At 73.9% G+C, this 24,787-nt stretch carries 24 protein-coding genes; 16 read left to right on the top strand and 8 right to left on the bottom strand.

From position 1 onward, the window contains the following. Window positions 1-36: 36 nt before the first annotated feature. Window positions 37-795 carry a tRNA (guanosine(46)-N7)-methyltransferase TrmB gene (gene trmB / locus H6H00_RS09815; RefSeq protein WP_379539863.1) on the bottom strand — a complete coding sequence of 253 codons (759 nt, stop codon included), beginning with the start codon at window positions 793-795 and terminating at the stop codon, window positions 37-39. Window positions 796-892: 97 nt separating this feature from the next. On the opposite strand from trmB, the gene H6H00_RS09810 reads away from it, so the two are divergent. From H6H00_RS09810 to H6H00_RS09780, 7 genes are all read left to right on the top strand, one after another. After that, complete coding sequence (locus H6H00_RS09810) at window positions 893-1,606, top strand: hypothetical protein (protein ID WP_185720986.1); 714 nt, start codon at window positions 893-895, stop codon at window positions 1,604-1,606. Continuing rightward, window positions 1,599-1,865: a hypothetical protein gene (locus H6H00_RS09805; protein WP_185720985.1), complete on the top strand. Its 267-nt coding sequence runs from the start codon at window positions 1,599-1,601 to the stop codon at window positions 1,863-1,865. The genes H6H00_RS09810 and H6H00_RS09805 overlap by 8 nt, the downstream gene beginning before the upstream one ends. 81 nt (window positions 1,866-1,946) lie before the next feature. Continuing rightward, a complete protein-coding gene (locus tag H6H00_RS09800) occupies window positions 1,947-3,890 on the top strand; it encodes a DUF2339 domain-containing protein (protein WP_185720984.1) in 1,944 nt (647 codons plus the stop codon). 9 nt (window positions 3,891-3,899) lie between these two features. Further along, on the top strand, window positions 3,900-5,402 hold the full coding sequence (locus tag H6H00_RS09795) for a TldD/PmbA family protein (protein ID WP_185720983.1): 1,503 nt from the start codon (window positions 3,900-3,902) through the stop codon (window positions 5,400-5,402). Next, on the top strand, window positions 5,402-6,778 hold the full coding sequence (locus H6H00_RS09790) for a metallopeptidase TldD-related protein (RefSeq protein ID WP_221775939.1): 1,377 nt from the start codon (window positions 5,402-5,404) through the stop codon (window positions 6,776-6,778). Before H6H00_RS09795 ends, H6H00_RS09790 begins: the two co-directional genes overlap by 1 nt. Before the next feature lie 181 nt (window positions 6,779-6,959). After that, window positions 6,960-7,304 (top strand): hypothetical protein, encoded by a 345-nt coding sequence (locus H6H00_RS09785; RefSeq protein WP_185720981.1) that lies wholly within the window; start codon window positions 6,960-6,962, stop codon window positions 7,302-7,304. Between the two features lie 162 nt (window positions 7,305-7,466). Then, window positions 7,467-8,153: an aminoglycoside phosphotransferase family protein gene (locus tag H6H00_RS09780; protein ID WP_255425663.1), complete on the top strand. Its 687-nt coding sequence runs from the start codon at window positions 7,467-7,469 to the stop codon at window positions 8,151-8,153. A gap of 8 nt (window positions 8,154-8,161) precedes the next feature. Here the strand turns inward: H6H00_RS09780 and H6H00_RS09775 are convergent, their stop codons facing one another. After that, window positions 8,162-9,442, bottom strand: a complete 1,281-nt coding sequence (locus tag H6H00_RS09775) for an HNH endonuclease signature motif containing protein (RefSeq protein ID WP_185720979.1) — start codon at window positions 9,440-9,442, stop codon at window positions 8,162-8,164. A gap of 888 nt (window positions 9,443-10,330) precedes the next feature. Continuing rightward, complete coding sequence (locus H6H00_RS09770; RefSeq protein ID WP_185720978.1) at window positions 10,331-10,876, bottom strand: TetR/AcrR family transcriptional regulator; 546 nt, start codon at window positions 10,874-10,876, stop codon at window positions 10,331-10,333. Between the two features lie 99 nt (window positions 10,877-10,975). Between H6H00_RS09770 and H6H00_RS09765 the strand changes: the two genes are divergently transcribed. After that, entirely contained in the window at window positions 10,976-12,505 is a 1,530-nt protein-coding gene (locus H6H00_RS09765) for an MFS transporter (protein WP_185720977.1), read from the top strand. A gap of 6 nt (window positions 12,506-12,511) precedes the next feature. On the opposite strand, the gene H6H00_RS09760 is transcribed toward H6H00_RS09765, so the two are convergent. After that, window positions 12,512-12,958, bottom strand: coding sequence for a hypothetical protein (locus H6H00_RS09760; protein WP_185720976.1), 447 nt, complete (start codon window positions 12,956-12,958; stop codon window positions 12,512-12,514). Window positions 12,959-13,273: 315 nt separating this feature from the next. Between H6H00_RS09760 and H6H00_RS09755 the strand changes: the two genes are divergently transcribed. The 4 genes from H6H00_RS09755 (at window position 13,274) to H6H00_RS09740 (ending at window position 19,798) form a co-directional block, all read left to right on the top strand. Further along, window positions 13,274-15,091: a phosphoenolpyruvate carboxykinase (GTP) gene (locus H6H00_RS09755; protein ID WP_185720975.1), complete on the top strand. Its 1,818-nt coding sequence runs from the start codon at window positions 13,274-13,276 to the stop codon at window positions 15,089-15,091. A 173-nt stretch (window positions 15,092-15,264) separates the two neighbouring features. Beyond that, the gene (locus H6H00_RS09750; protein WP_185722296.1) at window positions 15,265-17,454 is read left to right on the top strand and encodes a carbon starvation CstA family protein; all 2,190 of its coding nucleotides are present in this window, start codon (window positions 15,265-15,267) and stop codon (window positions 17,452-17,454) included. Then, window positions 17,451-17,639, top strand: a complete 189-nt coding sequence (locus H6H00_RS09745) for a YbdD/YjiX family protein (RefSeq protein ID WP_185720974.1) — start codon at window positions 17,451-17,453, stop codon at window positions 17,637-17,639. Before H6H00_RS09750 ends, H6H00_RS09745 begins: the two co-directional genes overlap by 4 nt. 254 nt (window positions 17,640-17,893) lie before the next feature. Next, on the top strand, window positions 17,894-19,798 hold the full coding sequence (locus H6H00_RS09740; protein ID WP_185720973.1) for a hypothetical protein: 1,905 nt from the start codon (window positions 17,894-17,896) through the stop codon (window positions 19,796-19,798). Here the strand turns inward: H6H00_RS09740 and H6H00_RS09735 are convergent. Further along, window positions 19,783-20,085 (bottom strand): DUF3024 domain-containing protein, encoded by a 303-nt coding sequence (locus H6H00_RS09735; protein ID WP_185720972.1) that lies wholly within the window; start codon window positions 20,083-20,085, stop codon window positions 19,783-19,785. The genes H6H00_RS09740 and H6H00_RS09735 overlap by 16 nt on opposite strands. A 36-nt stretch (window positions 20,086-20,121) precedes the next feature. Here H6H00_RS09735 and H6H00_RS09730 point away from each other — a divergent pair, with 36 nt between their 5' ends. Beyond that, window positions 20,122-20,706, top strand: a complete 585-nt coding sequence (locus tag H6H00_RS09730; protein ID WP_185720971.1) for a peroxidase-related enzyme — start codon at window positions 20,122-20,124, stop codon at window positions 20,704-20,706. Window positions 20,707-20,730: 24 nt separating this feature from the next. After that, window positions 20,731-21,339: a hypothetical protein gene (locus H6H00_RS09725; protein ID WP_185720970.1), complete on the top strand. Its 609-nt coding sequence runs from the start codon at window positions 20,731-20,733 to the stop codon at window positions 21,337-21,339. Window positions 21,340-21,376: 37 nt separating this feature from the next. On the opposite strand, the gene H6H00_RS09720 is transcribed toward H6H00_RS09725, so the two are convergent. Then, window positions 21,377-21,850: a cupin domain-containing protein gene (locus H6H00_RS09720; RefSeq protein ID WP_185720969.1), complete on the bottom strand. Its 474-nt coding sequence runs from the start codon at window positions 21,848-21,850 to the stop codon at window positions 21,377-21,379. A gap of 145 nt (window positions 21,851-21,995) precedes the next feature. Here H6H00_RS09720 and H6H00_RS09715 point away from each other — a divergent pair, with 145 nt between their 5' ends. Together H6H00_RS09715 and H6H00_RS09710 are read left to right on the top strand one after the other, a co-directional pair. Beyond that, on the top strand, window positions 21,996-22,832 hold the full coding sequence (locus H6H00_RS09715) for an alpha/beta fold hydrolase (protein ID WP_185720968.1): 837 nt from the start codon (window positions 21,996-21,998) through the stop codon (window positions 22,830-22,832). An 11-nt stretch (window positions 22,833-22,843) separates the two neighbouring features. Continuing rightward, on the top strand, window positions 22,844-23,236 hold the full coding sequence (locus tag H6H00_RS09710; protein WP_185720967.1) for a VOC family protein: 393 nt from the start codon (window positions 22,844-22,846) through the stop codon (window positions 23,234-23,236). On the opposite strand, the gene H6H00_RS09705 is transcribed toward H6H00_RS09710, so the two are convergent. Next, window positions 23,237-23,983, bottom strand: a complete 747-nt coding sequence (locus tag H6H00_RS09705; protein ID WP_185720966.1) for an amino acid ABC transporter ATP-binding protein — start codon at window positions 23,981-23,983, stop codon at window positions 23,237-23,239. Continuing rightward, a complete protein-coding gene (locus H6H00_RS09700) occupies window positions 23,980-24,786 on the bottom strand; it encodes an amino acid ABC transporter permease (protein WP_185720965.1) in 807 nt (268 codons plus the stop codon). The genes H6H00_RS09705 and H6H00_RS09700 overlap by 4 nt, the downstream gene beginning before the upstream one ends. Window position 24,787: the final 1 nt, after the last annotated feature.

Below are 24,787 nucleotides of genomic sequence, written 5' to 3'. Positions count from 1 at the left end.
CTTCCCCGTACCGGGGCCGTCGACCTTCCTACACGGTCACGAAGCGTGATCGCTAGTGCGCCCAGCGGAGCGGCGCCGGTAGAGAAGATCATGGACGGCGCGTCCTTCGAGGTGGGCGCGCTGCTCGAACTTGGTCACGGGGCGCCAGTCCGGGCGCGGGAACCAGCCACCCGGAGCATCGGCGGCCGTGTTCACCAAAGAGTGCTCACCGTCACAGACCGCACGCATCTGGGTCGCGTAGTCCTCCCAGTCCGTCGCCAGGTGCAGGGTCCCTCCCGGCGCGAGGCGGGACGCGACGAGCGCCGCGACCTCCGGCTGCACCAGGCGCCGCTTGCGGTGCTTGCGCTTGGGCCACGGGTCCGGGAAGTAGATCCGGACGGCGCTGAGCGACCCCTCGGGGACCCGCGTCCGCAGCAGCTCGACGGCGTCGCCGCGCAGCAGGGCGAGGTTGGTCAGCCCCAGCTCCTCGATGCGCATGAGCAGCTGCGCGAGGCCGGGCTCGAAGACCTCGACCGCGAGGTGGTCGTGCTCGGGGGCGGCCGCCGCGAGCGCGGCCGTCGACTCGCCCATGCCGGACCCGATCTCCAGCACCAGCGGGGCGGTGCGGCCGAACCAGGCGGACGGGTCGTAGGCCACGGACCCCTCGACGACGTCGGCGACGTCGCGGCCCAGCACCGGCCACGACCGGTCCCAGGCCCGCTGCTGGCCCTCGGTGAGCCGGGCGCGGTGGTGCACGAAGCTCGTGATCCGGGGCCGGTCCTCGGGCGGCGCGCCGAGCGGCGGACGCGTGGTCACGCGGGCTCCTTCGACGGGGGACTGGACGGCCGTTCACGATCGCACACCGCTGTCCGGTTCCCGCCCGCGCCGGTCCGCGGCCTGTCACGGTGCCGCCATGCCCGACCGCTACGCCGACGCCGTACGCGCCCGGCGCCACGAGCTGCGCGCCCTGCGGGCCCTGCTCGTCCCGGCCCGCACCGACCTGCGCGACGCCCTCGCGGCGGCCCGGACGGGCGCCCTCACCGAGGCCGCGGCCCGGTTCGCGGAGGTCCGCCGCGACCTGGACGGCCATCCGCCGGCCGCGGTGTCCGCGGCGGCCCGGGCGATCGAGGCGGCCGCCCACGCGGGCTGGGCCGACCGCGCCGTCGCCGCCGAGCGCGGAACGGGCGCCGACCGGGGCGTCGCGCTGCCGGTGCCGCCGGACGACCCGCCCCCACCCGCCGCGCCGGATCCGCCCGTGCCGCGCCGCGCGCGGGTCGTCGAGGTCCTCGCCGACGCCGGCGCGTGGCGGCTGGCGGTGCTCCCGCTCGCCGCGCTGTCCGGCGTCGCGGGCCCGGCGGTGCTGCTGCCCGCGCTGGGCGGGGCCGTGCTGGTGCTCGTGGCCGTCGTCCGGTCCCGGCGGGCGGCCGTCGACCGCGCGCGGGCCCGCCGGTGGGGCACCGACCTGCTGGCCGTCACGCACGCCCGGATCGACGCCGAGCTGACCCGCCGCACCGCCGCCCGCGCGAGCGCCGCCACCGCCCGCCTCGAGGCCGCACTGGACCGCCGACGTGCGGAGATCGACGCCGAGCTGGCCCTGCTCGCCCCGCGAGAGCCCGCCGGTGCGTGACCCCCGCGCGGTCCCCGACGACGACGGCTGCCCGGACGTCACCGGCGGGTTCGACACCGACGGCGACGGCACGCCCGACTCGCTGTTCACCGACGCCCCGTCCGGGGACCTGCTGCTGCACACCGACCTCGACGCCGACGGCCTCGCCGACCGGACCCTGGCCCTGCACGCCGACGGGAGCACCGACGTCGGGCCGTGCGCGGAGGAGCCGCCGACCGTGGTGGACGTGCTCACCCGGCTGCTGCGCTGGTGGTCGTGAGCAGGCGTCGTGACCCGTCCGTGACCGGATCCGGGTAGCCGTACGCATCCGCCCGGGCCTCCCGGACCCGATCATGGCCCCATGACCAGCACATCCGACCCGACGGCCGCGTTCACCGCCGAGCTCGCGCGCCTCGGTGAGCGGCTCGACCGCGTCGAGGCCCGGCTGCAGCTGCTCGGCGCGCCCCACGTCGGGGCGGACGGGGTCACGGCCGTGCTGGAGCGGCCGGGGGCGGTGCCGCCACCGGTGGCGGCCGAGCCGGGACCCGCCGGACAGGGACCCGCCGGACAGGGGCCGGCCGGGCCGCGCCCGTGGTGGGCCGCCCCGCCCGCCGACGCCGGACACCCCGGCCCGGATCCGGCCCTGGCCGCGCCCGGGCAGGCCGGTTGGGCCGCGCCGGGGCAGGCCGGGCCGGGGCAGCCGACCGGATGGGCCCCGGCCCCGCCGTGGGTGCAGGCTCCCGGGCTGCCGTCGGGCTGGGCCCCGTCCGGACCGGCCCCGACCGGCGTCCCCGCGCCGCGCGCGACGGCCGGTGGCGCGCGGCTGCTGGCCTGGACCGGTGCCGCGATGACGCTGCTGGGCGTGGTGCTGTTCCTGGCCCTGGCCGCGTCGCGCGGCTGGGGAACGCCCGCCGTCCGGGTCGGGGCGGGGACGGTCCTCGGCGTCGTGCTGGTGGCGATCGCGGTGCGGCTGCACCGCACGGAGACGCGACGGGCCGGGGCGATGGCGCTGGCCGGAACCGGGTTCGGCGCGCTGTACCTGGTGGTGGCGGCCGCGAACCGGCTGCTGGACCTGCCGGGCCCGCCCGCGGTGCTGCTCGCGCTGGTGGTGGCCGGGGCCGGGCTGGCCCTGTCCGACCGGTGGCGCTCCGCGCTGCTCGCGGGCGGGATCGTCGTCGGAGGCGCCTGGCTGGCCCCGGTGCTGGCCGAGGGTCCGCTGCTGGTCGCCCTGCTGCTCGCGCTGCAGGCCGTGACCGCCGCGGTCTCGCTGCGCCGGGGCTGGGCGTGGCCGGCCGTGCTCGCCGCCGTGGGTCCCGCGCTGGCGGCGGCGGCCGTCGCCGTCTCCGACGACCCCCTGCGCGCCGTCGCGGCGGTCGCGGTGACGCTGCTCGGCCTGGCCGGTGCCGCGCTCGCGGTGCGCCGCCTGCCCGAGCAGGCGGTGGTCGCCCTGGTCGCGCTGGCCCCGCTGCCGATGCTGGTGCTCGCCCCCGCCCTCGACGGCTGGGGCGGCGCGGGCGTCGCGGCCGCCGCCGCGCTGCTGGTCCTCACGCTCTCCGCCGTGCCGGGCGTCGGGGCGCGGCTGCGCACCGCGATCGCCGCGGTCGGCGCGGTCGGGGTGCTGGAGGCGGTGCTGATCGGCCTGGACGGGCCGGTCGCCACCGGCGCGCTGCTCGTCGTCGCGATCGCGCTGTCCGTCGTCGCGGTCGCCGTCCGCGACCGGCTGCCCCTGCGCGTGTCGGGCGGGTTCTGGCTGGTCGGGACGGTGCTGGCGCTCGCGGCCGACGCCCCGCTGCTCGCACTCGTGGACTTCCCCGCCGACCCGTACGTCGTCGACGGGACCGCGCAGCCGGGCGCGCTGGTGGCGGGTGCGGTGGTGTCGCTGCTGGTGCTGCTGGCGTCGGCCGCGATCACCGTGGCGGCGGGCCGGCTGGGGGTGGTGCGTCCCGACTCGGGCACCGCCGGGATCTGGGTGCCGCTCGGCGTCGCGGGCCTGTACGGCACGGCCGGGCTGATCGTCTCGCTGGCGCTGCTGGTGGCCCCGGACCGGACCGCGTTCACCGTCGGGCACGCCGTCGTCACCGTCTCCTGGACGGTGGTGGCCCTGGTGCTGCTGGCCCGCGGTCTGCGCCGGCCCGCGCTGCGGGCGACCGGGCTGGTGCTGGTGGCGGGCGCGGTGGCCAAGCTGGTGCTGTTCGACCTGGTGGTGCTGGACGGGCTGGTGCAGGTCGCGGCGTTCCTCGGGGCCGGGCTGGTGCTGCTCGCCGCCGGGACCCGGTACGCGCGGATGGTCGCGGAGGCCCAGTAGGTTCGGATCATGCCCGATCTGGACCCGACGTTCGCGAGCCTTCCCCTGGCCGCCCTCGCCGACGCCGCCCTCTCCCGCGCCCGCGACCTCGGCGCCCAGCACGCCGACCTGCGGGTCGAGCGGATCGTGACGCAGTCGGTCGACCTGCGCGACGGGCGCGTCACCGGCGTCGCCGACGACGTGACGGTCGGGCTGGCCGTCCGCGTGATCGTCGACGGGGTGTGGGGCTTCGCCTCGCACGGCGACCTCACCCCGGACCGGGCGGCGGCCACGGCCGAGCGCGCGGTGGCGGTGGCCCGGACGCTGGCGCCGGTCGCGATCGAGCGGGTGGAGCGCGCCGACGAGCCCGTGCACGTCGCGGAGTGGATCTCCGACTACGACGTCGACCCCTTCGCCGTGCCGACGCGGGAGAAGGTGGAGCTGCTCACCGAGTGGTCGCAGCGGTTGCTGGCCTCCGACGGCGTCGACCACGTGCAGGCCGGCGTCGCGCAGGTGCGGGAGAACAAGTTCTACGCCGACCTCACCGGCACCCGCACCACCCAGCAGCGCGTGCGGATCTCCCCGGCCTTCACGGCCACCGCCGTCGACCGCGGCGCGGGGGCGTTCGAGACGATGGGCACCCTGGCCCCACCGGTGGGCCGCGGCTGGGAGTACCTCACCGGGACGGGATGGGACTGGGACGCCGAGCTCGCGCGGGTGCCGGAGCTGCTGGCCGAGAAGACGAAGTCCCCGAGCGTCGCGGCGGGGGCCTACGACCTCGTCATCGACCCCACCAACCTGTGGCTGACGATCCACGAGTCGGTCGGGCACGCCACCGAGTACGACCGCGCGATCGGCTACGAGGCCGCGTACGCCGGCTCCAGCTTCGCCACGCCCGACCAGCTCGGCACGCTGCGCTACGGCTCGGAGCTCATGCACGTCACCGGTGACCGCACGGTGCCGCACGGCCTGGCCACCGTCGGCTACGACGACGACGGCGTGGCCACCTCGACCTTCGACCTCGTGCGCGACGGCGTGCTGGTCGGCTACCAGCTCGACCGCACGTTCGCGCCGCGCCTGGGGCTGGACCGCTCCAACGGCTGCGCGTTCGCCGACTCCCCGCACCACGTCCCGATCCAGCGGATGGCGAACGTGTCGCTGCAACCCGATCCGGTGCGCGACACCTCGACCGAGGAGCTGATCGCGGGCGTCGAGCGCGGGATCTACGTCGTCGGCGACAAGTCGTGGTCGATCGACATGCAGCGCTACAACTTCCAGTTCACCGGCCAGCGGTTCTACCGCATCGAGAACGGTGAGCTGGCCGGGCAGCTGCGCGACGTCGCCTACCAGGCCACCACCACCGACTTCTGGGGCTCGCTCGACGCCGTCGGCGGCCCGTCGACGTGGGTGCTGCACGGCGCGATGAACTGCGGCAAGGCCCAGCCCGGCCAGGTGGCGGCCGTGAGCCACGGCTGCCCGTCGGCGCGCTTCCGCGGCGTCACCGTGCTCAACACCCAGGAGGAGGGCTCGTGATGCGGGCGCAGGAGATCGTCGAGCGGACGCTGGCCGCGGCCGCGCACCTGCGGGGGTGCGTCGTGCTCGTGCAGTCCACCAGCGAGGCCGTGCTGCGCTGGGCCAACTCGACGATGACGACCAACGGGCACACCACCGCCGGCCGCGTCACGGTGATCGCGCTGGTCGCCGTCGAGGGCGGGACGGCGGCGGGCGTCGTCAGCACGGCGGTGACGATCAGCGACCAGGCCCGGCTCGACGACCTGGTGCGCGCGGCGGAGGCGTCCGCGCACGACGCGGGGCCCGCGCAGGACGCGTCGGACCTGCCCGCCCCGGCCGGTACCGACGCGAGCTGGGACGACGACGCCACCGAGACCTCGATCGGGGTGTTCGGCACGTTCGCGCAGGGCCTGGCCGAGGTGCTCGCCGGGCCGCAGCGCCAGTACGGCTTCGCCAGCCACGAGCTGACGACGACGTGGCTCGGCACCTCGGCCGGGGTGCGGCGGCGGTGGGTGCAGCCGACCGGCTCGGTGGAGCTGAACGCGAAGACCCCCGACCTGTCCGGCTCCGCGTGGGTGGGCGCGTCGACCGCCGACTTCGCCGACGTCGACGTCGTGGACCTCGCCGCGCAGGCCGCGCGCCGGCTGGAGTGGGGGAAACGGCGCGTCACGCTCCCGGCCGGGAAGTACGAGACGCTGCTGCCGCCGTCGGCCGTGTCGGACCTGATGATCTACCTGGCCTGGTCGATGGACGGGCGCCCGGCGCAGGAGGGCCGCAGCGCGCTGTCCGGCCCGGACGGCCCGCGCGTCGGCGAACGCCTCACCGACCTGCCCCTGACGCTGACCTGCGACCCGTCGGCCCCCGGCCTGGAGTACGAGCCGTTCCTGACGGCCACCCGCTCCGGCGACGCGATCTCGGTGTTCGACAACGGGGCCCCGACCCGCCGCGTCGACTGGGTCCGCGACGGCGTGATCTCCGAGCTCGGCTACTCCCGCGCGGAGGCCGCCGAGTTCGGCACGTCCTTCACCCCGCCCGGCGACAACCTGCTGCTCACCGGCGGGACCGACGCCTCGATCGAGGAGATGGTCGGCCGCACCGAGCGCGGGCTGCTCCTGACGTGCCTGTGGTACATCCGGCTCGTCGACCCGGCGACGCTGCTGCTCACCGGCCTCACCCGCGACGGCGTGTACCTGGTGGAGGGCGGGGAGATCGTGGGCGAGGTCGACCACAACTTCCGCTTCAACCACTCCCCGCTCGACGTCCTGCGCGCGGCCACGGAGGTCGGCGCCACGGAGCGGACGCTGCCGCGGGAGTGGAAGGACTGGTTCACCCGCGCCGCGATGCCGCCGGTGCGGGTGCCGGACTTCACGATGTCGTCGGTGTCGCTCGGCCGATAGGGGCACACCATCCGGCGATCCGCTGGTCACCCGCCCGGGGTGACCAGTCGCACACGGCGCGTGATGGACACCATCGGGCGACACCCGGCGCGCCGGAGAGGACCCGGCCGGGGTCGGTGCCGTTGACTGTGCGAGCGCGCCGACGACGTCGCGGGAAACCCGGTTCGAGCCCGAGAGGGGCGTGCCCGTGTCCTACGAGATGGTCAGCGCCTACACGCTGCTGGTCGGTCAGACCGACGGCGAGCCCAGCGTCAGCGTGCACACCACGGCCGACGACGCCTGGCGCACGCTGGACCGGGTGGTCCGCGAACGCTGCGGCATGCGCCCCCGGCCGCGTCGCAGGTCCGACGCCGACGCCACCGCCCGGCTGGCCAACGCCTGGCGCGCGGGCGACCCGGAGAACCGCTACTGGAACGTCACCACGCACCGGCTGCCCATCCCGGTGCCGGAGATCGCCCGCAACCCGGCACCGGTCGAGCCCACCCCGACCCTGGTGCGCGCGTCGTCGCGATGGATCTTCGGCTAGAGCTGCCGACCGGGCTGGTCCGGGCGTCCGCCGGGTCCGCGGATCGCCGCGCCTGGCTCGCCGACCTGCCCCGCCTCGTCGAGCAGCTGGCCGGGCGCTGGTCACTGACCGTCGGTCCCCCGTTCCAGCCGGGCGGGGAGACCGCGTGGGTCGCCCCCGCCCGTGACGCGGCGGGCCGCGACCTGGTCCTCGAGGTCGGCCGGCGGCACACCGAGGGACGGCACGAGGCCGACGGCCTGCGGGCCCTGGAGCGGCCGCGGCGCCGTCGCCGTGCACGCGTCGTGGGCGCAGGGGTCGACGATCGCGCTGCTGCTGGAACGGGCCCGCCACGGCACCCCGCTGCGCGACGCCCGCCCGCTGCCCGAGCAGGACGAGATCGTCGCCGCGGCCCTGCGCGCGCTGTGGCGCCCCGCGGGCGCCCCGTTCCGCCCGCTGGCGCAGGTGTGCGACCTGTGGGCCGACGAGGTCGAGCCGCTGCTCACCGCCGACGTCCTCGATCCCGGCCTGGTGCGCGACGGGCTGGCGCTCCACCGGGCGCTGCCCCGCGCAGACCTCGAGCCGGTGCTGCTGGTGAGCGACCTGCACGCGGGCAACCTGCTGGCCGCCGCGGGCGGGACGTGGCGGCCGATCGACCCCCAGCCGTACCTGGGCGACCCGTGCTTCGACGTGCTGCAGCACATCCTCAACGACCGCCGGGTCGCCGACGACGCCGGCGCCGTGGCGGATCGGATGGCCGGCCTCACCGGGCTCGACGCGGGTCGTGTGCGCACGTGGCTGTTCGCGCGGAGCGTCGTGGAGTCGGCGTGGTCGCCGTGGATCTGGCCGGTGGCGGCCGCGCTGGCACCCTGACCGGCCGGTCATCCGATCCGGTGGGGTGCGATCGCGCGGCGCGGGGTGCGCGTGGGGTCGATCCATCGGGGTGGGACGAACTCCGGTAGCCCGTCGCGGATCCGGACGGTCCAGTCCGAGTGGTGGATCTGGCGGTGGTGGGCCTTGCACAGCATGACCAGGTTGTTCAGCTCCGTGGGACCTTCATGCCCCCAGTGATCCACGTGGTGGACGTCGCACCAGGAGGGTGGTCGGTCGCATCCGGGGTGGGCGCAGCCGCGGTCTCGCACGGTGATGGCTTTGCGGAGTCCGTCGGGGATGGTCCGCTTCTCCCGGCCGACGTCGAGGGGTTGGCTGTCGCCGTTCATGACGATCGGGATCACGCCGGCGTCGCAGGCCAGTGTGCGCAGGGTGGCGGGGGTGATGGTGCCGCCGAACTCCAACATCGCCCCGCGTGCCCGTGCCTCGAGGTCTTCCAAGCGGATGGTCACGGTGAGGTGGGGTCGGCGGCCGCCGGTCTCGGGGAGGTCGTCGCCGTGGTCGAGGACGTAGCCGCAGACGTCGGCGAGTGCTTCGGCTTGTCGCTGGGCCGCGGTCCGGTCGTCGTCGGCGGTGAGCGGCTTGGCCTTGGCGTCGATCACGGCGGCGATGGCGTCGTAGAGGGCGGGGTCTCCGAACCGGCCCTTCACCGACCCACCGGCCCCGCCGCGGTGACGGGTCAGGCGCAGCTCGTTCACCGGTGGCGGGGTGTCGTCGGGTTCGGGCCCGTCCTGATCCAACCGGTCGATCAGCAGGGTGCCGAAGCTGAGCAGTTGTCCTGGCTTGGCCTGCTGGGCGTACTCGGCGAGCTGCGCCTCCGCGCCGGTCCACGCTGATGTGGTGAGCCGTTCAGCAGCCCGGGTGCCCAGGACGCGGTGGATGACCTCGACGTGTCGCCACCCGATCAGTCCCTCGTCGAGGGCGGCGGCGGTGGCGGGCATCCGCGCGGGGAGCTGTTCCCCGCTGAGAGTGGTGCGGCCGTGGACGTCGGTAGCGGCAGCGGTGAAGGACCGCGCCTGCCGCTGGTCCCAGGACAACAGGTCCGACAGAGCGGCCGCGGTGCTCGGATAACCGCGCGACAGGAACGTGCCCCGGTCATCCAGGACGGCCACCGCGGCACTGGAGATCGCCTCGACCCGCCGGGTGAGTCCCTCGCAGACGGTCAGAAGCGAGATGAGGTCGTTCTCGGAGGCGTGGGTGGTGGCTGCGGCGAGGTCGTCGAGTGCGGCAGCGAGGTGCTGGTGCGCGTCTTGGAGGGTGTCGCCGACCATGACCTGATCCTACTAGAACATGCGTTCGAGTAGTAGCAAGTTATCGCAGGCCAGGGACCGTTCGACGCATGGACGGTCGCTTCGGATGGTGGCCTTCTTCGGCGTGGTGCGCTTGTGCCGGTCGGGCGTTGGGTCGTCTGGGATGAACTACCGGATGACGTGGCGGGGTGGGCGGCCGTCCCCGACCGACGTGCCCGACCCGGGCTCGGAGGCTCGGCCGGGTCGGGCGAGACGCCCGGTGGTCCCGAACCGCGACCCCACCGCCTGGATCGACCCCGAGCCCGACCGGCTGGCGTCCTGGCCGCAGTAGCCCGGACCGGGCCGGGACCGGCAGCCGACATGCCCGACGAGCCCACCACCGACCAGTTCGCCGAGCCCGGGCCATGGCACAAGTGCCCGAGCCGGATCGCCCCGCGAGCTCGCCGACACAGCTCACTCGGTCGACACCATCTCGACCGGGCGGCAGAGACGACCTCCGCAGCCCTCCGACGACCGACTCGCCGAGCGGCAACGGCCAACTCACCGAGCAAGAGCGGCACACTCGCGGGACCACAGAGCCAACCACCGGACGGCGGCCGACTCGCCGAGCGACAGACCCGCCGAGCCCCAGCGGTCAACTCTCCGGACAGCAGCAGCCCGCCCGCCGGGCAGGGGCGGACAACTCACCGGGCCGGAGCGGCAGACTCACCGGGCCGGAGCGGCCAACCCACCGGGCCGGAGCGGCCAACCCACCGGGCCGGAGCGGCAAACTCACCGGGAGCAGCGGCAAACTCGCCGGACGGGGGCGGCCAACCCACCGGGCTGCAGCGGCAGACTCACCAGGCCGCAGCGGCAAACTCGCCGAGCCCGAGCGGCAAACTCGCCGGGCGGGGCCGGCACACTCGCCGGTCAGGGGTCGGCGACCGGGAAGTGCTGCCGCAGCCGGGCCAACAGGTCCTCCACGCCGAGCCCGGGCGGGAGCGGGGTGCCGGTGAGGGTGCGCAGGTACAGCCCGTCCCCCACCAGCTGGGCGAGCCAGGCCAGCACCGGGTCGTCCAGCTCCGCCCGCAGTGCGGCGAAGGCGTCGGCGTCGACCTCGGCCAGCGCGTCGCGGATCGCCTGGCCCGTCGCGCTCCCCTCGGAGATCCGCAGGACCGCGAGGTAGCTCCGGGTGACCCCACCGGGGACCGGGCCACCCGGGGCGGACGTGCGCAGGTAGTAGGCGACGGCGCCGTCGGGGGAGGTGCGGATCGCGTCGGCGTCGGCGGCGCTGCGCTCCCGCAACCGGTCCAGCAGGCCGGCGACCAGTGCGTCCTTGGACGCGAAGTGGTAGAGCAGCCCGCCCTTGGAGACCTCGGCCGCGGCGGCGACGGCGTCGAGCGTGGCCGCGCCGGGGCCGTGGTCGATCAGGAGGGTCTCGTACGCGTCCAGCACGCGGTCGCGGGCGCCGGTCATCGGCCGAGTCTAGGTGGCCGAGGCCACGACGCGGACGGGCCGGGAATGCCGAGCGCTACTGTACCGTCCGGACGGTATACGAACGCGTGAGGAACCGTCATGACCGTCATCGCCCCCCGCCCCGTCGACGCCCGCGCCGGACTCCGCGCATGGGCGGGCCTCGCCGTGCTGTTCCTGCCCACGCTCCTGGTGGCGGTCGACAACACGGTCCTGAGCTTCGCCCTGCCCGCCATCAGCGAGGCGCTGTCGCCGTCGGCCACGCAGCAGCTGTGGATCGTCGACGTCTACCCGCTCGTGCTCGCCGGACTGCTCGTCACGATGGGCACGCTCGGCGACCGGATCGGCCGGCGACGCACGCTGCTGATCGGCGTCGGCGGGTTCGGGGCCGTGTCGCTGGCCGCCGCGTTCGCCACCGACGCCGCCCAGCTCGTGGCCGCCCGCGCCCTGCTCGGGTTCTTCGGCGCCATGCTCATGCCGGCGACGCTCGCCCTGCTGCGCACCCTGTTCCCGGACCGCACGCAGCGGCGCCTCGCGGTCGCGATCTGGGCCACCGGCTTCGCGGCGGGCGCCGCCGTCGGCCCGATCGTCGGCGGCCTGCTCCTCGCCCACTTCTGGTGGGGCGCGGTGTTCCTGGTGAACGTGCCGCTGATGCTGCTGATCCTGGTGGCGGGCGCGGTGCTGCTGCCCGAGTCGCGGATGGCGGAGCCCGGGCGGCTCGACCCGATCGGCGTGCTGCTCTCGCTGCTCGCCATGGGCCCCACCGTGCTCGCGGTCAAGACCGTCGCGCACGACGGCGTCACCGCCACCGCGGTGCTGTCGCTGCTCGTCGGCGCCGCCTCGGCCGTGCTGTTCGTCCGCCGCGCCCGCGCCCGGATCGCCGCGGGCGAGGAGCCGCTGCTCGACGTCACGCTGTTCTCCTCGCCCGTGCTGCGGCTGTCCGCACTGGCCAACGCGACGACGATGTTCGCGCTCACCGGGCTGCTGTTCTTCTCGGCGCAGCACCTGCTGCTCGTCGCCGGGCTCGACCCGCTCGACGCCGGGCTGGTCCTGCTCCCCGGCTTCGCGACGACGATGGTGGCCGGACTCGCGGCCAGCCGGCTGGCCCGCCGCTTCCCGCTGCGCGTGCTCGTGCCGACGGGCCTGCTGCTCGCCGCGGCCGGCTACGTCCTGTGCACGCAGCTCACCGGGGCGTCCGCGGTCGGCCTGCTCGCGGTGGCCACCGTGCTCGTCGGGGCCGGGATCGGGCTGTCGGAGACGATCACCAACGACGCGATCCTCTCCGCGGTCCCCGCCGACCGCGCCGGGTCGGCGTCGGCGGTCTCGGAGACGGCGTATGAGATCGGTGCCGTGCTCGGCACGGCCGTCCTCGGCAGCGTGCTCGCCGCGGTCTACCGGGGCGGCGTGACGGTCCCCGGCGGCATCGGGCCCAGCTGGGCGGACTCCGCGCGCGAGACCCTCGCCGGCGCGAGCGGCACGGCCGACCGGATCGGCGGTGCGGACGGCGCCGACCTGCTGGCCTCGGCGCGTGCGGCCTTCGACGCGGGCGTCGGCGTCACCGCGACGGTCGGGGCGGGAGTGCTCGTCGCCGTCGCGGCGGTCGTGGCGGTCGGGCTCCGGCCCCGCGCCTGACGGGACTCAGGGCTGCTTCGGGATCACCGGCTGCGTGCTGATGCGCTCGTCGGCAGCGGGCCGCGGGGCGGGGGCGGAGCGCTCCGCGAGCCGCTCCTGCACCTGCTCGGAGACCTGGTCGACGCGGCGGCGCTCGCGGACGCGGATCAGCACCAGCATCGAGACACCGTAGGCGACGCCGAGGACCAGCAGCACCACACCGAGCTTGACGACGAAGTTCTGCAGCGGCTCCTGACCCCCGGCGATGTCGACCACCGAGATGATCGCCAGCACGCCCAGGGTGATCAGGTGGAACAACACCGAGAGCAGCAGGTTGACCGACCGCGTGACCTTGGTGTCCTGGAACACCTCCTGCAGGAACGGCTCGCCCGCGGTGACCAGCAGGCGGCCGACGAGGAACGTCAGGGCGATCGCGACCACGAGCAGCGTGACGTACATGGCGGTGTCGCTCATCTTCGCGCTCCCTCGGTACGGCCTGATACGGGCGAAACGCTACGCCCGGCCGGACGAGCGGTCCAGGCGGAGCAACCGGGCCCGAACGTCGCGCACGTCACCATGAGCCCGGGGGTAATGGGGCCGTGACCTCTACTGAATCGATTAGTTGACCGGTTCTGTGAGTGAATCGACAGCGGCCAGCGGTGGGGAAAGCCGGACACCGCCGGTACCGTCGCTATTCATCTTCGACAGGCGCGTCCGGCCGTTCCCACGGCTCGGGCGCGCGCAGCGTTCCCGAATGACCCGGTCCGCCGGTGAGGAGACAGGACGAACATGACAGCAGCCACCGTGCCAGGGCTCGACGAGTCGCCGACCGACAACACGCGACTGCTCTCCTGGGTCCGTGAGGTGGCCGAACTGACCACGCCGGACCGCGTCGTCTGGGTCGACGGGTCCGACGAGGAGTGGGAGCGGATGACGACCGCTCTCGTCGATGCCGGCACCTTCACGCGCCTCGAGAAGAAACCGAATTCGTTCTACGCCGCGTCCGATCCCGACGATGTCGCGCGCGTCGAAGAGCGCACCTTCATCTGTTCCGCGGAGCAGTCCGGGGCGGGCCCGACCAACAACTGGGTCGATCCCACCGAGATGAAGTCGACGATGACGGATCTGTACCGCGGTTCCATGCGCGGTCGCACGATGTACGTCATCCCGTTCTGCATGGGCCCTCTCGACGCCACCCCGCCGATGCTCGGCGTGGAGATCACCGACTCCGAGTACGTCGTCGCCTCGATGCGGATCATGACGCGGATGGGCGCCTCGGTGCTGCCGCTGTTCGCCGAGCGCGGCGACTCGTTCGTCAAGTGCCTGCACTCGGTCGGCGCCCCGCTCGAGCCGGGCCAGGCCGACGTCGCGTGGCCGTGCAACACCGAGAAGTACATCAGCCACTTCCCCGAGACCCGCGAGATCTGGAGCTACGGCTCCGGATACGGCGGCAACGCCCTGCTCGGCAAGAAGTGCTACGCCCTGCGCATCGCCTCGGCCATCGCCCACGACGAGGGCTGGATGGCCGAGCACATGCTCATCCTCAAGCTGATCTCGCCGGAGGAGAAGGCGTACTACGTCGCGGCGGCATTCCCGTCGGCCTGCGGCAAGACCAACCTCGCGATGCTGCAGCCGACCATTCCGGGATGGCGCGCCGAGACCGTCGGCGACGACATCGCGTGGATGCGTTTCGGCGAGGACGGCCGCCTCTACGCGGTGAACCCCGAGTTCGGTTTCTTCGGTGTCGCGCCGGGCACCAACTGGAAGACCAACCCCAACGCGATGCGCACCATCGACGAGGGCAACGCGCTGTTCACCAACGTCGCCCTCACCGACGACGGCGACGTGTGGTGGGAGGGCCTCGAGGGCGACCCGCAGCACCTGACGGACTGGAAGGGCAACGACTGGACGCCCGAGTCCGGCACCGACGCCGCCCACCCCAACTCCCGCTACACCGTGCCGATCGGGCAGTGCCCGGTCGTCGCGCCGGAGTGGGAGGACCCCCGCGGCGTGCCGATCTCGGCGATCCTGTTCGGCGGGCGCCGCAAGACCACCGTCCCGCTGGTCACCGAGGCCCGCGACTGGCAGCACGGCACGTTCATGGGCGCCACCATGTCGAGCGAGAAGACGGCGGCCGCGGCAGGCGGTCTCGGCCAGGTCCGTCGCGACCCGATGGCGATGCTGCCGTTCCTCGGCTACAACGTCGGCGAGTACTTCCAGCACTGGGTGAACGTCGGCAAGGGCGCCGACGCCGACAAGCTGCCGAAGATCTTCTACGTCAACTGGTTCCGCCGCGGTGACGAGGGCCAGTTCCTGTGGCCCGGGTTCGGCGAGAACAGCCGCGTCCTCAAGTGGTGCATCGAGCGCATGGAGGGCACGGCCGCGGCCACCGAGACCGCGATCGGCTACGTCCCCACCTCGGACCAGATGGACCTCGACGGGCTCGACTCGGCGATCGCCGACATCGACGCCGCGCTGGCCGTCGACGTCGAGGAGTGGAAGGCCGAGATCCCGCTCATCGAGGAGTGGTTCGACAAGATCGGGGACGGCCTGCCGACGTCGATGCGCGACGAGCTGGAGGCCCTCAAGCTCCGCCTCGGCGCCTGACCCACCGGACCGGACGGCCCGCCGCACCCGCGGCGGGCCGTTCGTCGTCTCCGGATCGGTGCACCCGGACGGCTGACAGCGCACGGTCCGGGCCTTATGGTCGCCACACACGCGGAGCCGTCGGGGGGCTCCGCGAGGACTCGAGGGGTGTGGGCGACGTGGCCACCACGGAGATGTCGGGCGCGCGGCAGCCCGACGGGACGGCGCGCAGGCGACCGGACCTGCGGCAGATCCTGATCTGGTCGGCGGTGGCCCTGGTGGGCGCCGTGGCCTGGGGGGTCGTCGCGCTGAGCCGCGGCGAGGAGATCTCGGCCGGCTGGCTGGTCTTCGCCGCGCTGGCGTCCTACGCCATCGGCTACCGTTTCTACTCGCGGTTCATCTCGCGCAAGGTGCTGCAGGTCGACGACACCCGCGCCACCCCCGCCGAGCGGCTCGACGACGGGCAGGACTTCCAGCCCACCGACCGCCGCGTGCTCTTCGGCCACCACTTCGCCGCCATCGCAGGCGCGGGCCCGCTCGTCGGGCCGGTGCTGGCCGCGCAGATGGGCTACCTGCCCGGCACGATCTGGATCATCGTCGGCGTCATCTTCGCCGGGGCCGTGCAGGACATGGTCACGCTGTTCTTCTCCACCCGCCGCGGCGGCCGGAGCCTCGGCCAGATGGCGCGCGAGGAGATCGGCCCGGTGGGCGGCATCGCCGCGCTGATCGCCGTGCTCGCCATCATGATCATCCTGCTGGCCGTGCTCGCCCTGGTCGTCGTCCAGGCGCTGGCCAAGTCGCCGTGGGGCACGTTCTCCCTGGTCATGACGATCCCCATCGCCCTGTTCATGGGCTGCTACCTGCGCTACATCCGGCCGGGGAAGATCATCGAGGGCTCGGTCATCGGCGTGGCGCTGCTGCTGCTGGCCATCGTCGCGGGCGGGTGGATCGACAACTCGCCGCTGGCCGAGGCGTTCACGCTGTCCGCCAACCAGCTCACCCTCGGCCTGGTGATCTACGGCTTCGTCGCCTCGGTGCTCCCGGTCTGGATGCTCCTCGCGCCGCGCGACTACCTGTCGAGCTTCATGAAGATCGGCGTCATCGTCCTGCTCGCGGTGTCGATCCTGGTGGCCTGGCCGACGATGCAGGCCGAGGCGTTCACCGACTTCGCCGCCAACGGGATGGGCCCGGTCTTCGCCGGCTCGCTGTTCCCGTTCGTCTTCATCACGATCGCCTGCGGCGCGCTCTCCGGCTTCCACGCGCTCGTCGCGTCGGGCACCACGCCCAAGCTGATCGAGAAGGAGTCGCAGATCCGACTCATCGGCTACGGCGGCATGCTCACCGAGTCGTTCGTCGCGATCTGCGCGCTCGCCGCGGCGTGCGTGCTCGACCCCGGGCTGTACTTCGCGATGAACATGCCGGCCACGGTGCTCGGCCCGACCGTGGAGACCGCGTCGGCCGCGGTGGCCAACATCGGTTTCACGATCTCCCCGGCCGAGCTGGCCGCGGCGGCGGCCGCGGTGGAGGAGGAGACCCTCGTCGGCCGCTCCGGCGGCGCCCCCACGCTGGCGGTGGGGCTGTCGCAGATCTTCTCCGAGGTCTTCGGCGGCGACGCGCTGCGCGCCTTCTGGTACCACTTCGCGATCATGTTCGAGGCGCTGTTCATCCTCACCACGGTGGACGCCGGCACCCGCGTCGGGCGCTTCATGCTGCAGGACACCATCGGCGCCGTCTGGCCGAAGTACAAGGACACGTCCTGGAAGCCGGCCGCCTGGTCGGCCAGCGCGATCATCGTCGGCGCGTGGGGCTACCTGCTCTACGCGGGCGTCAACGACCCCCTCGGCGGGATCTACCAGCTCTTCCCGCTGTTCGGCATCGCCAACCAGCTCCTCGCGGCGGTGGCGCTGGCGGTCTGCACGACGCTGCTGATCAAGTCCGGGCGGGCCCGCTACGCGTGGATCACGCTGGTGCCGCTGGCCTTCGACGCCGCCGTCACCCTGACGGCGAGCTACCAGAAGATCTTCTCGCCGGACCCGACCCTGGGCTTCTGGGCGCAGCGCCAGCGCTACCAGGCCGCCCTGGACGCCGGGCAGACGAGCCTGGGCACCGCGAAGAGCGTGGAGGACATGCAGCAGGTCGTGTTCAACACGACGCTCGACACCGTCCTCACCGCGCTGTTCGCCAGCCTCATCGTGATCATCCTGATCGACTCGATGCGGGTCTGGGTCACCGCGCTGCGCGGGGGCCCGCTGCCCAGCGGCTCGGAGGACCCGTACGTGCGGTCCACCATCGTCGCCCCGGCCGGGCTCATCGCCACCCGGGAGGAGAAGGAGGCCATCCGGGAGCACGAGCTGGCCGCGGCGGGCAGCCGGGAGCCGACGTGAGCGTGCGGGAGGGGCTGCGCGAGGCGTGGCAGCTGCTGCGCGGCTTCGCCGGGGAGCAGGCCTACGAGCGCTACGTGACCCACCACGTCGCGCACCATCCCGGGGTGCCGCCGATGGCCGAGCGCGAGTTCTGGCGGAAACACACCGATCGTGGCGATCACGCACCGTCGGCACGCTGCTGCTGACCGCTGGTCGTGCTGAAACGACCGTTCGGCGACATCGTCGATCCACGGTGACGCGACACCGCCGTTCACCACGATGTCACGGTGTCGTCGTTCGGCCGTTCACTCGAAAGAGTGCCGGACACCGCCGAGAGTGACCTTTCGGCGGCGCACGATTGCCCCGCCACTCGTCGGGGGTGCAACATTCTGTGGACCCTTGCGATACGAAGGGTGATCGCTGCCACGCCGGGCGGCGACAGTCGGAGGTGACCGCGGTGATGGATGTCGGACCCGGGAGCGCGCACGCCCGCGTAGCTGCTGGAGAGGACGCCGAGGACCTCCTGGTGTTCGTCGACCGGCTCGCCGCGGCGGCCCAGGACGAGCCCACGACGGCGCGGGCCAGGGAGCAGATCGGCGCCGTCGTCCGCGCCGGTTCCACGCCCCCCGGGCTGCGCCGCCTCGCCGAGGCGCTCGCCGCGTCGGTCGCGGAGGTCCCGCCGGCCCAGCGCCACCCCGCCGACGACCCGACATCGGTCGTGCCGGCGATGCGCAGCACCGCGCTCGTCGTCCTCGACGAGGCCGGCCCGGCCGAGGTCGCCACGGCCGTCTCGGCGCTGGTCGCCGACGGCAGGCGCGTCGTCGTCACCGCCGAGACCGACGCCGAGCTCGACGAGGTCCGGATCGGCGTGGCCACCGGCCGCACGGTCGACGCGCTCCCCGACATCCCGCACGCCGAGCTGCGCGAGCTGCGCCGCCTGCTGGCCACCTCCACCGCGGCCGCCCGGGCCCGGGCGGGGCAGGACCTCCCCGCCGCCGACGCGCTGCCGTCGGCCGACGAGGTCCGCAGGCTCTGCGAGCAGGCCCTCCGCTCCGGTCGCCCCGACGACGAGGTCACGGTCGTGCCCGCGCTGCTGGCGCGGGTGGAACCCGACCGCCGCGAGGCCGTCACCTCGATCGCCCGCTGCGTCACCGCGCGGCTCGACGCGCTCGGCTCCCGCCGGCAGTTCCCGTGGGAGTGGGAGCTGCTCGGGCACCTGATCCACACCCGGCACCGGGCCACCTTCGACCGGACGCAGGAGGACGTCGCGCAGGCCGCCACCATCGTGCACGCCCGCCGCAACGCCCCGCCGGTCACCTTCCAGGGCCCGCTCTCCTCCGACGCCGTCGACCTGCTCTGCAACTACTACGAGTTCCTCGAGTCCGGCGGCCGCACCCGCGCGTACTTCCGGCCCACCGTGCAGCGCGACGTGCAGCCGGTACTGCGGCGCATCCGCGTGGCCGACCGCGAGCCCGTCACCGCACCCGACGTGCTGCGCGTCCTCGACCACCTGGAGCTCACCGAGCGCATGGGCCGCATCGTCGCCGGCTGCACGGAGATGGGCGTCCCGGCGCCGAGGGGCCCCGGCGACCTGTCCGCGCTCGCCGAGCGCCTCGTGCTGGTCGCCAACGCGGCCCGTTCGGTGGGGGCGCTGCGCCACGACGTGCTGTTCCTGGCCACCGACTCGCCGCTGTCCGTGCCCGACGTCGACTCCGCGGCCCGGGTGTCGGCCGCGATCCTCGACTACGCCGAGAACGGGTCGGCCGCGGAGGCGGAGCACCGCCTCGGCCTGCTCGCCGACCAGCTGGCCGACCGGGCCGCCGTCACCGTCACCGCCCCGGAGCACCGGCGCGCCGTCGACGCGCTGCGCCGCTACGACGCCGACGCCTACGAGGAGGCCGTCGACGCGCTGGGCGCGGCCCGCCGGGAGCTGCGCGACGAGGTGCGCCGCACCACGCTGCTGCGCAGGCTGCGGGCCACGGCGCCGGCGCTGGCCGCCGCCTGGGACGAGCTGCACGAGCGCGACTCCGGCTCCTACGGCCTGGCCTGCTTCACCCGCAGCGACGTCCTGCTCGGCACGCTGCCCGCCCCCGACAGCGCCGACGTGGTCGTCGTGGTCGGGGCGGCCCAGCTCGGCGTCGAGCGGCTGCTGCTCACGGCGGTGGCCCCGCGGATGATCGCGGTGGTGGCCCCCGACGAGCAGCCGGAGGGCTCGCCGTCGCTGCTCAGCGTGCTGCAGCGGGCCGCGGCGCTGGTGATCCGCGGGCGCACCACCGACAGCGGGCCGACGGCCCGGGTGGTGCAGTTCAACCCGGCCGCGCGGGCGGCCGGGGCCGTGTCGGCGGTGGGTCAGGCCGGGGCCTGAGCCTCCAGCAGGGCGATCGGGTCCGGGCCGTCGGAGGTCCGGGTCCAGCCGCGCCCGTCGGGGCGGTACAGGGTCCAGTGGCCCGCGTCGTCGAGGTGGAGGCGGGCCAGCGGCGTGCTGCTCCACTCCACGTCGAGCTCCGGCTGCGCCGGGGCGCGCCGGTCGCTGATCGTCACGGTCCCGTCGCGCACGACGAAGCCGATCCGGCGGTGCTCGCGCTCCCCCTCCGGGATCTGCCGCGCGCACCAGTCCGTCAGCGAGTGGCCGATCTCCTCCGGTACGTCCATGGCTGCACATCGTCCTCGGCAGTACGGTCGGACGCCATGGGAGACACGCACGAGGTGAGCCGGTTCGGACACGTGGAGCTGGCCGACATGCCCGACGACCTGCGCGAGCGGATCGGGGCGATCGCGGAGAGGTCGGGGTTCGTCCCCAACGTCTTCCGCGCACTGGCCAGGCGGCCGCGCGAGCTCCGCGCGTTCCTGGACTACCACGACGCGCTGATGGAGTCGAACGACGGACTGAGCAAGGCCGAGCGCGAACTGATCGTCGTCGCCACGTCGGGGGCGAACAGCTGCACCTACTGCGTCGTCGCGCACGGGGCGATCCTGCGGGTGCGCACGAAGGACCCGGAGATCGCCGACCGCGTCGCCACCAACCCGTTCGGGGTGGCGCTGTCGCCGCGGGAGCGCGCGATCGTCGACCTCGCCCTGCTGATCGCCACCGACTCGGCCGCCCTCACCGAGGCCGAGCTCGACGACGCCCGCCTCGCCGGGCTGTCCGAGGACGAGATCTGGGACATCGGGGCCATCACCGCGCTGTTCGCGATGTCCAACCGGCTGGCCCACCTCACCGCGCTGCGGCCCAACCCGGAGTTCTTCCTGATGGGCCGCCTGCCCCGATCGTGACGGCCCGATCGTGACGGCCCGGTCGTGACCCGGCGCAACCGCGTCGACCCCTGGGGCGACCTGCACGCCGACCCGGCACGGGGGATGTTCACCGGCAACCGCGGGTGCCTGGTCGACGGCGCGGGCGCGCTCGTGCGGCACCACCGCGGGAACCTGTGGATCACCTGCGTCACCCGGTTCCGGGACCGCCGGGTCGGGCTCGCCCGGCCCGGCCGCTGGACGCCGGTGTTCTTCCTCGACGACGCCGTGGCGCTCGCCGCGGGGCACCGCCCCTGCGGGGAGTGCCGGCACGCCGCCTACCTGGCCTACCGGGAGGCGGTGGCGGCGTCGCTCGGGGCGCCGGTCCGGGCGGGCGACCTGAACCGGGCGCTCGCCGCCGAGCGGCTGCGCCCCGGGCGGGGGCTGGACCGGGCGCGCGACCGCCGCACCTGGCGCGGCACCGACGTGCCCGACGGCACCGTCGTCGTCACCGACGGGCCCCGGCTGGTGCTCGGCGACCGGCTGCTCGCCTTCTCCCCCGGCGGCTGGCGCGACCCCGCGCTGCGCCCGGCCGGGGAGCTGACGGTGCTCACCCCGCCCACCTCGGTCGCGGCACTGCGGCACGGCTTCGCCCCGGAGCTGGACCAGCGGTGAGGCTCGGCCGTCGACGAGGCTCGGGCACCGACGGGGCTCAGACGTCGACGAAGGAGAAGCGGTACTTCGCGGCGACGCCGGCCATCGCCGCGATGTCGGCGAGGTCGAGCGGCGGGGGGAGCTCGCCGCGTCGGCCGGGGCGCCCGATCTCCGGGAACATGCCGTCCATCCCGGCCGGGCTGTACAGGAAGAGCATGCGCGCGGGACCGTCGCCGGTGTTGCGGTAGCTGTGGGCGACGTCGCGCGGCACGAAGACCACCGACCCTGCCGACGCGTCGTGGGTCTCGCCTCCGACGGTGAACGACATCGTCCCGTCGAGCAGGACGAAGGTCTCCTCCTCGCCGTGGTGGGCGTGCGGCGGGGGTCCCGCCTCCGGCATGACCAGGGCTTCGAGCAGCGTGAACGCGCCTCCGGTCTGCGCCCCGGACAGCAGCGTGGTGTACGTGTCGCCGACGAGGAAGACGCTCTCGCCGCCGTCGGGTCCGACGTGGACGGGCTGCAGGTCGGTCATGACCGGACACTCGGGAACCCGTTCCGGCCCGTTACCGCGGGGCTCCCACCATGCGGGAGATCGGGATTACCGGCCGTCGCTCTCGGTTACACCTCCACAGAGGCGCGTTAGGTCGCGCACGACAGATTCGTACGGAGGGATCCGCATGGCCACCGTCAACGTCGGCACCGAGAACGACACCCCCATCGAGCTGTACTACGAGGATCACGGCTCCGGCCGCCCGGTCGTCCTCATCCACGGCTGGCCGCTGTCCGGCCGCTCCTGGGAGGCCCAGGTTCCCGCGCTGATCGACGCCGGCTACCGCGTCATCACCTACGACCGCCGCGGCTTCGGCCAGTCGTCGCAGCCGTGGGACGGCTACGACTACGACACCTTCGCCGAGGACCTGCACGCGCTGCTCGTGCACCTCGACGTCACCGACGCCGCACTGGTCGGTTTCTCGATGGGCGGCGGCGAGGTCGTCCGCTACGTCGCCAAGCACGGCGACAACGGCCGCGTGAGCCGGGCCGTGCTGGCGGCCGCTGTGCCGCCGTACCTCTACAAGTCCGACGACAACCCCGACGGCGGGCTCGACGACGCCACCATCGAGGCGTTCCAGGGCGGCGTGACGGGCGACCGGCTCGCGTTCCTGGAGGAGTTCACCACCACCTTCTTCTCGGCGAACGGCGAGCTGAAGACGAGCGAGGACCAGCGGCTCTACGCCAAGGCCATCGCCGCGGGCGCGTCGCCGAAGGGCACGCTCGACTGCATCACCGCGTTCGGCCGCACCGACTTCCGCGAGGACGTCGCCGCCGTCTCGATCCCGACGCTGGTGATCCACGGCGACGCCGACGCGGTCGTGCCGTTCGAGGTCAGCGGCAAGCGCAGCGCCGAGGCCATCAAGGACAGCGAGCTCGTCGTCATCGAGGGCGGCCCGCACGCGATCAACGCCACGCACGCGGAGGAGTTCAACGCCGCCCTGCTGGAGTTCCTGGGCAAGTAGCGTCGGGCGCGATGGTCGCCCGCATCTCGCACACCTCCGTCGACGCCCGGAACGCCTACGCGCAGTCGGTGTTCTGGGCGTCGGTCCTCGGCTGGGTCCGTGACCCCGACGACCCGGACGCGCCCGGCGACGAGGAGTGCCTGATCCTCGCCCCGGACGGCACCCAGCGGCTGCTGTTCATCGAGGTGCCCCAGGGCAAGCAGGTCAAGAACCGCATCCACCTCGACCTGCAGCCCGTCGACGGCACCCGCGACGACGAGCTGGCCCGCCTGCTGGAACTCGGCGCGGTGACCGTCGACGACCGGCGCCTCCCGGACGGCACCGGCTGGGTCGTGCTCGCCGATCCGGAGGGCAACGAGTTCTGCATCCTGCGCAGCGACGCGGAGCGGAACCCGTCGCCCTGATCAGGTGGCCTTCTGCAGCACCCGGGCCAGGAAGTCCCTGGTCCGCTGCTGCTGGGGGTTGCCGATGACCTCCGACGGCGGACCGATCTCCACGATCCGGCCGTCGTCGATGAACAGCACCCGGTCGGCCACCTCGCGGGCGAACTGGATCTCGTGGGTGACCACCAGCATCGTCATCCCCTCGGCGGCGAGCGTGCGCATGACGCCGAGGACGTCGCCGACGAGCTCCGGGTCCAGCGCGGAGGTGGGCTCGTCGAACAGCATGACGTCGGGGTCCATCGACAGCGCCCTGGCGATCGCCACGCGCTGCTGCTGGCCGCCGGAGAGCTGACCGGCCTGCGCGCTGCCCCGCCCGGCGAGGCCGACCTTCTCGAGGTTGGCCAGCGCGACCTGCTCCGCCTCGGCCCTGCTCCGCCCGAGCACCCGGCGCTGGGCCAGCGTCAGGTTGGCCAGCACGTCGAGGTGGGCGAACAGGTTGAAGGACTGGAACACCATGCCGACGCTGCGGCGGGCGGTGTCGATGTCGCAGTCCGGGTCGGTCATGTCCCGCCCGTCGACGACGACGGTGCCGCTGGTGGGCTCCTCCAGCACGTTGACGCAGCGCAGCAGCGTCGACTTGCCCGAGCCGGACGGGCCGATGATGCACAGCACCTCACCGCGCGGGACCGTCAGGTCGATGCCCTTGAGCACCTCGCGCGACCCGAACGACTTGTGCAGTCCGGTGATCACGACGGCCGCGTCGCTCATACGTCCACTCCCTGCGGGTTGCCCGCGCTGCCGAACCGGCGCTCCAGGCGACGGGCCAGGAACGACAGCGGCAGCGTGATGATCAGGTAGCAGAGGCCGACCACGAGGATCGGCGTGAGACCGGGGTTCTGGTTCAGCGCCGCCCGGCCGAACTGGGCGAGCTCCTGCTGGGTCAGCGTCGTGCCCAGCAGGAACGCCAGCGACGAGTCCTTCGTCAGCAGGATCAGCTCGTTGGTCAGCGGCGGCAGGATGATCCGGAACGCCTGCGGGATCACGACGAAGACCATCGTCCGGGCCGGGGACATGCCCAGCGACCGGGCCGCCTCGACCTGACCCTTCGGCACCGCCTGGATGCCGGCCCGGATCGTCTCGGCGATGTAGGCCGAGCCGACGATGCCCAGCGCGGCCGTGATCGTCACCAGGCGGTCGAGCTGGACCTGGAACGCCAGCGGGACGCCGAACCCGATCGCGATGAAGATGAGCAGCGCCGGCAGGCCGCGGAAGAACTCGATGTAGACGGTCGCGACCCACCGGTACACCCCGAGCGACGACAGCCGCATCAGCGCCAGCACCAGCCCGAGGGCCAGCGCGAGCGCGAAGCCCAGCACGGTGAACGTCAGCGTGTTGAGCAGGGCGGTCGTGATCACCGCCGGGAACAGCCCGGCCGCCACCTCGACGTTGAAGAACGTCCTGGCGATGACGCCCCAGTCGGCGGTGAACGCCACCACCACCACGACGGCGATCGCGATGCCGTACTGGATCCCCCGGGACAGGCGGGCGCGTTGCCGTCGGGTCAGGGCCACG

Origin of the sequence: Pseudonocardia petroleophila, from assembly GCF_014235185.1 — a bacterium.
GTDB classification, from domain to species: domain Bacteria; phylum Actinomycetota; class Actinomycetes; order Mycobacteriales; family Pseudonocardiaceae; genus Pseudonocardia; species Pseudonocardia petroleophila.
This window is presented reverse-complemented; position numbering and strand designations above follow the sequence as displayed.

Excerpts from the sequence above, each read along its gene's own strand:
- H6H00_RS09810 (WP_185720986.1), top strand. The coding sequence starts at position 893 with ATGCCCGACCGCTACGCCGACGCCGTACGCGCCCGGCGCCACGAGCTG.
- H6H00_RS09800 (WP_185720984.1), top strand. The coding sequence starts at position 1,947 with ATGACCAGCACATCCGACCCGACGGCCGCGTTCACCGCCGAGCTCGCG.
- H6H00_RS09795 (WP_185720983.1), top strand. The coding sequence starts at position 3,900 with ATGCCCGATCTGGACCCGACGTTCGCGAGCCTTCCCCTGGCCGCCCTC.
- H6H00_RS09790 (WP_221775939.1), top strand. The coding sequence starts at position 5,402 with ATGCGGGCGCAGGAGATCGTCGAGCGGACGCTGGCCGCGGCCGCGCAC.
- H6H00_RS09775 (WP_185720979.1), bottom strand. The coding sequence starts at position 9,442 with ATGGTCGGCGACACCCTCCAAGACGCGCACCAGCACCTCGCTGCCGCA.
- H6H00_RS09770 (WP_185720978.1), bottom strand. The coding sequence starts at position 10,876 with ATGACCGGCGCCCGCGACCGCGTGCTGGACGCGTACGAGACCCTCCTG.
- H6H00_RS09765 (WP_185720977.1), top strand. The coding sequence starts at position 10,976 with ATGACCGTCATCGCCCCCCGCCCCGTCGACGCCCGCGCCGGACTCCGC.
- H6H00_RS09760 (WP_185720976.1), bottom strand. The coding sequence starts at position 12,958 with ATGAGCGACACCGCCATGTACGTCACGCTGCTCGTGGTCGCGATCGCC.
- H6H00_RS09755 (WP_185720975.1), top strand. The coding sequence starts at position 13,274 with ATGACAGCAGCCACCGTGCCAGGGCTCGACGAGTCGCCGACCGACAAC.
- H6H00_RS09750 (WP_185722296.1), top strand. The coding sequence starts at position 15,265 with ATGTCGGGCGCGCGGCAGCCCGACGGGACGGCGCGCAGGCGACCGGAC.
- H6H00_RS09740 (WP_185720973.1), top strand. The coding sequence starts at position 17,894 with ATGGATGTCGGACCCGGGAGCGCGCACGCCCGCGTAGCTGCTGGAGAG.
- H6H00_RS09735 (WP_185720972.1), bottom strand. The coding sequence starts at position 20,085 with ATGGACGTACCGGAGGAGATCGGCCACTCGCTGACGGACTGGTGCGCG.
- H6H00_RS09730 (WP_185720971.1), top strand. The coding sequence starts at position 20,122 with ATGGGAGACACGCACGAGGTGAGCCGGTTCGGACACGTGGAGCTGGCC.
- H6H00_RS09720 (WP_185720969.1), bottom strand. The coding sequence starts at position 21,850 with ATGACCGACCTGCAGCCCGTCCACGTCGGACCCGACGGCGGCGAGAGC.
- H6H00_RS09715 (WP_185720968.1), top strand. The coding sequence starts at position 21,996 with ATGGCCACCGTCAACGTCGGCACCGAGAACGACACCCCCATCGAGCTG.
- H6H00_RS09710 (WP_185720967.1), top strand. The coding sequence starts at position 22,844 with ATGGTCGCCCGCATCTCGCACACCTCCGTCGACGCCCGGAACGCCTAC.
- H6H00_RS09705 (WP_185720966.1), bottom strand. The coding sequence starts at position 23,983 with ATGAGCGACGCGGCCGTCGTGATCACCGGACTGCACAAGTCGTTCGGG.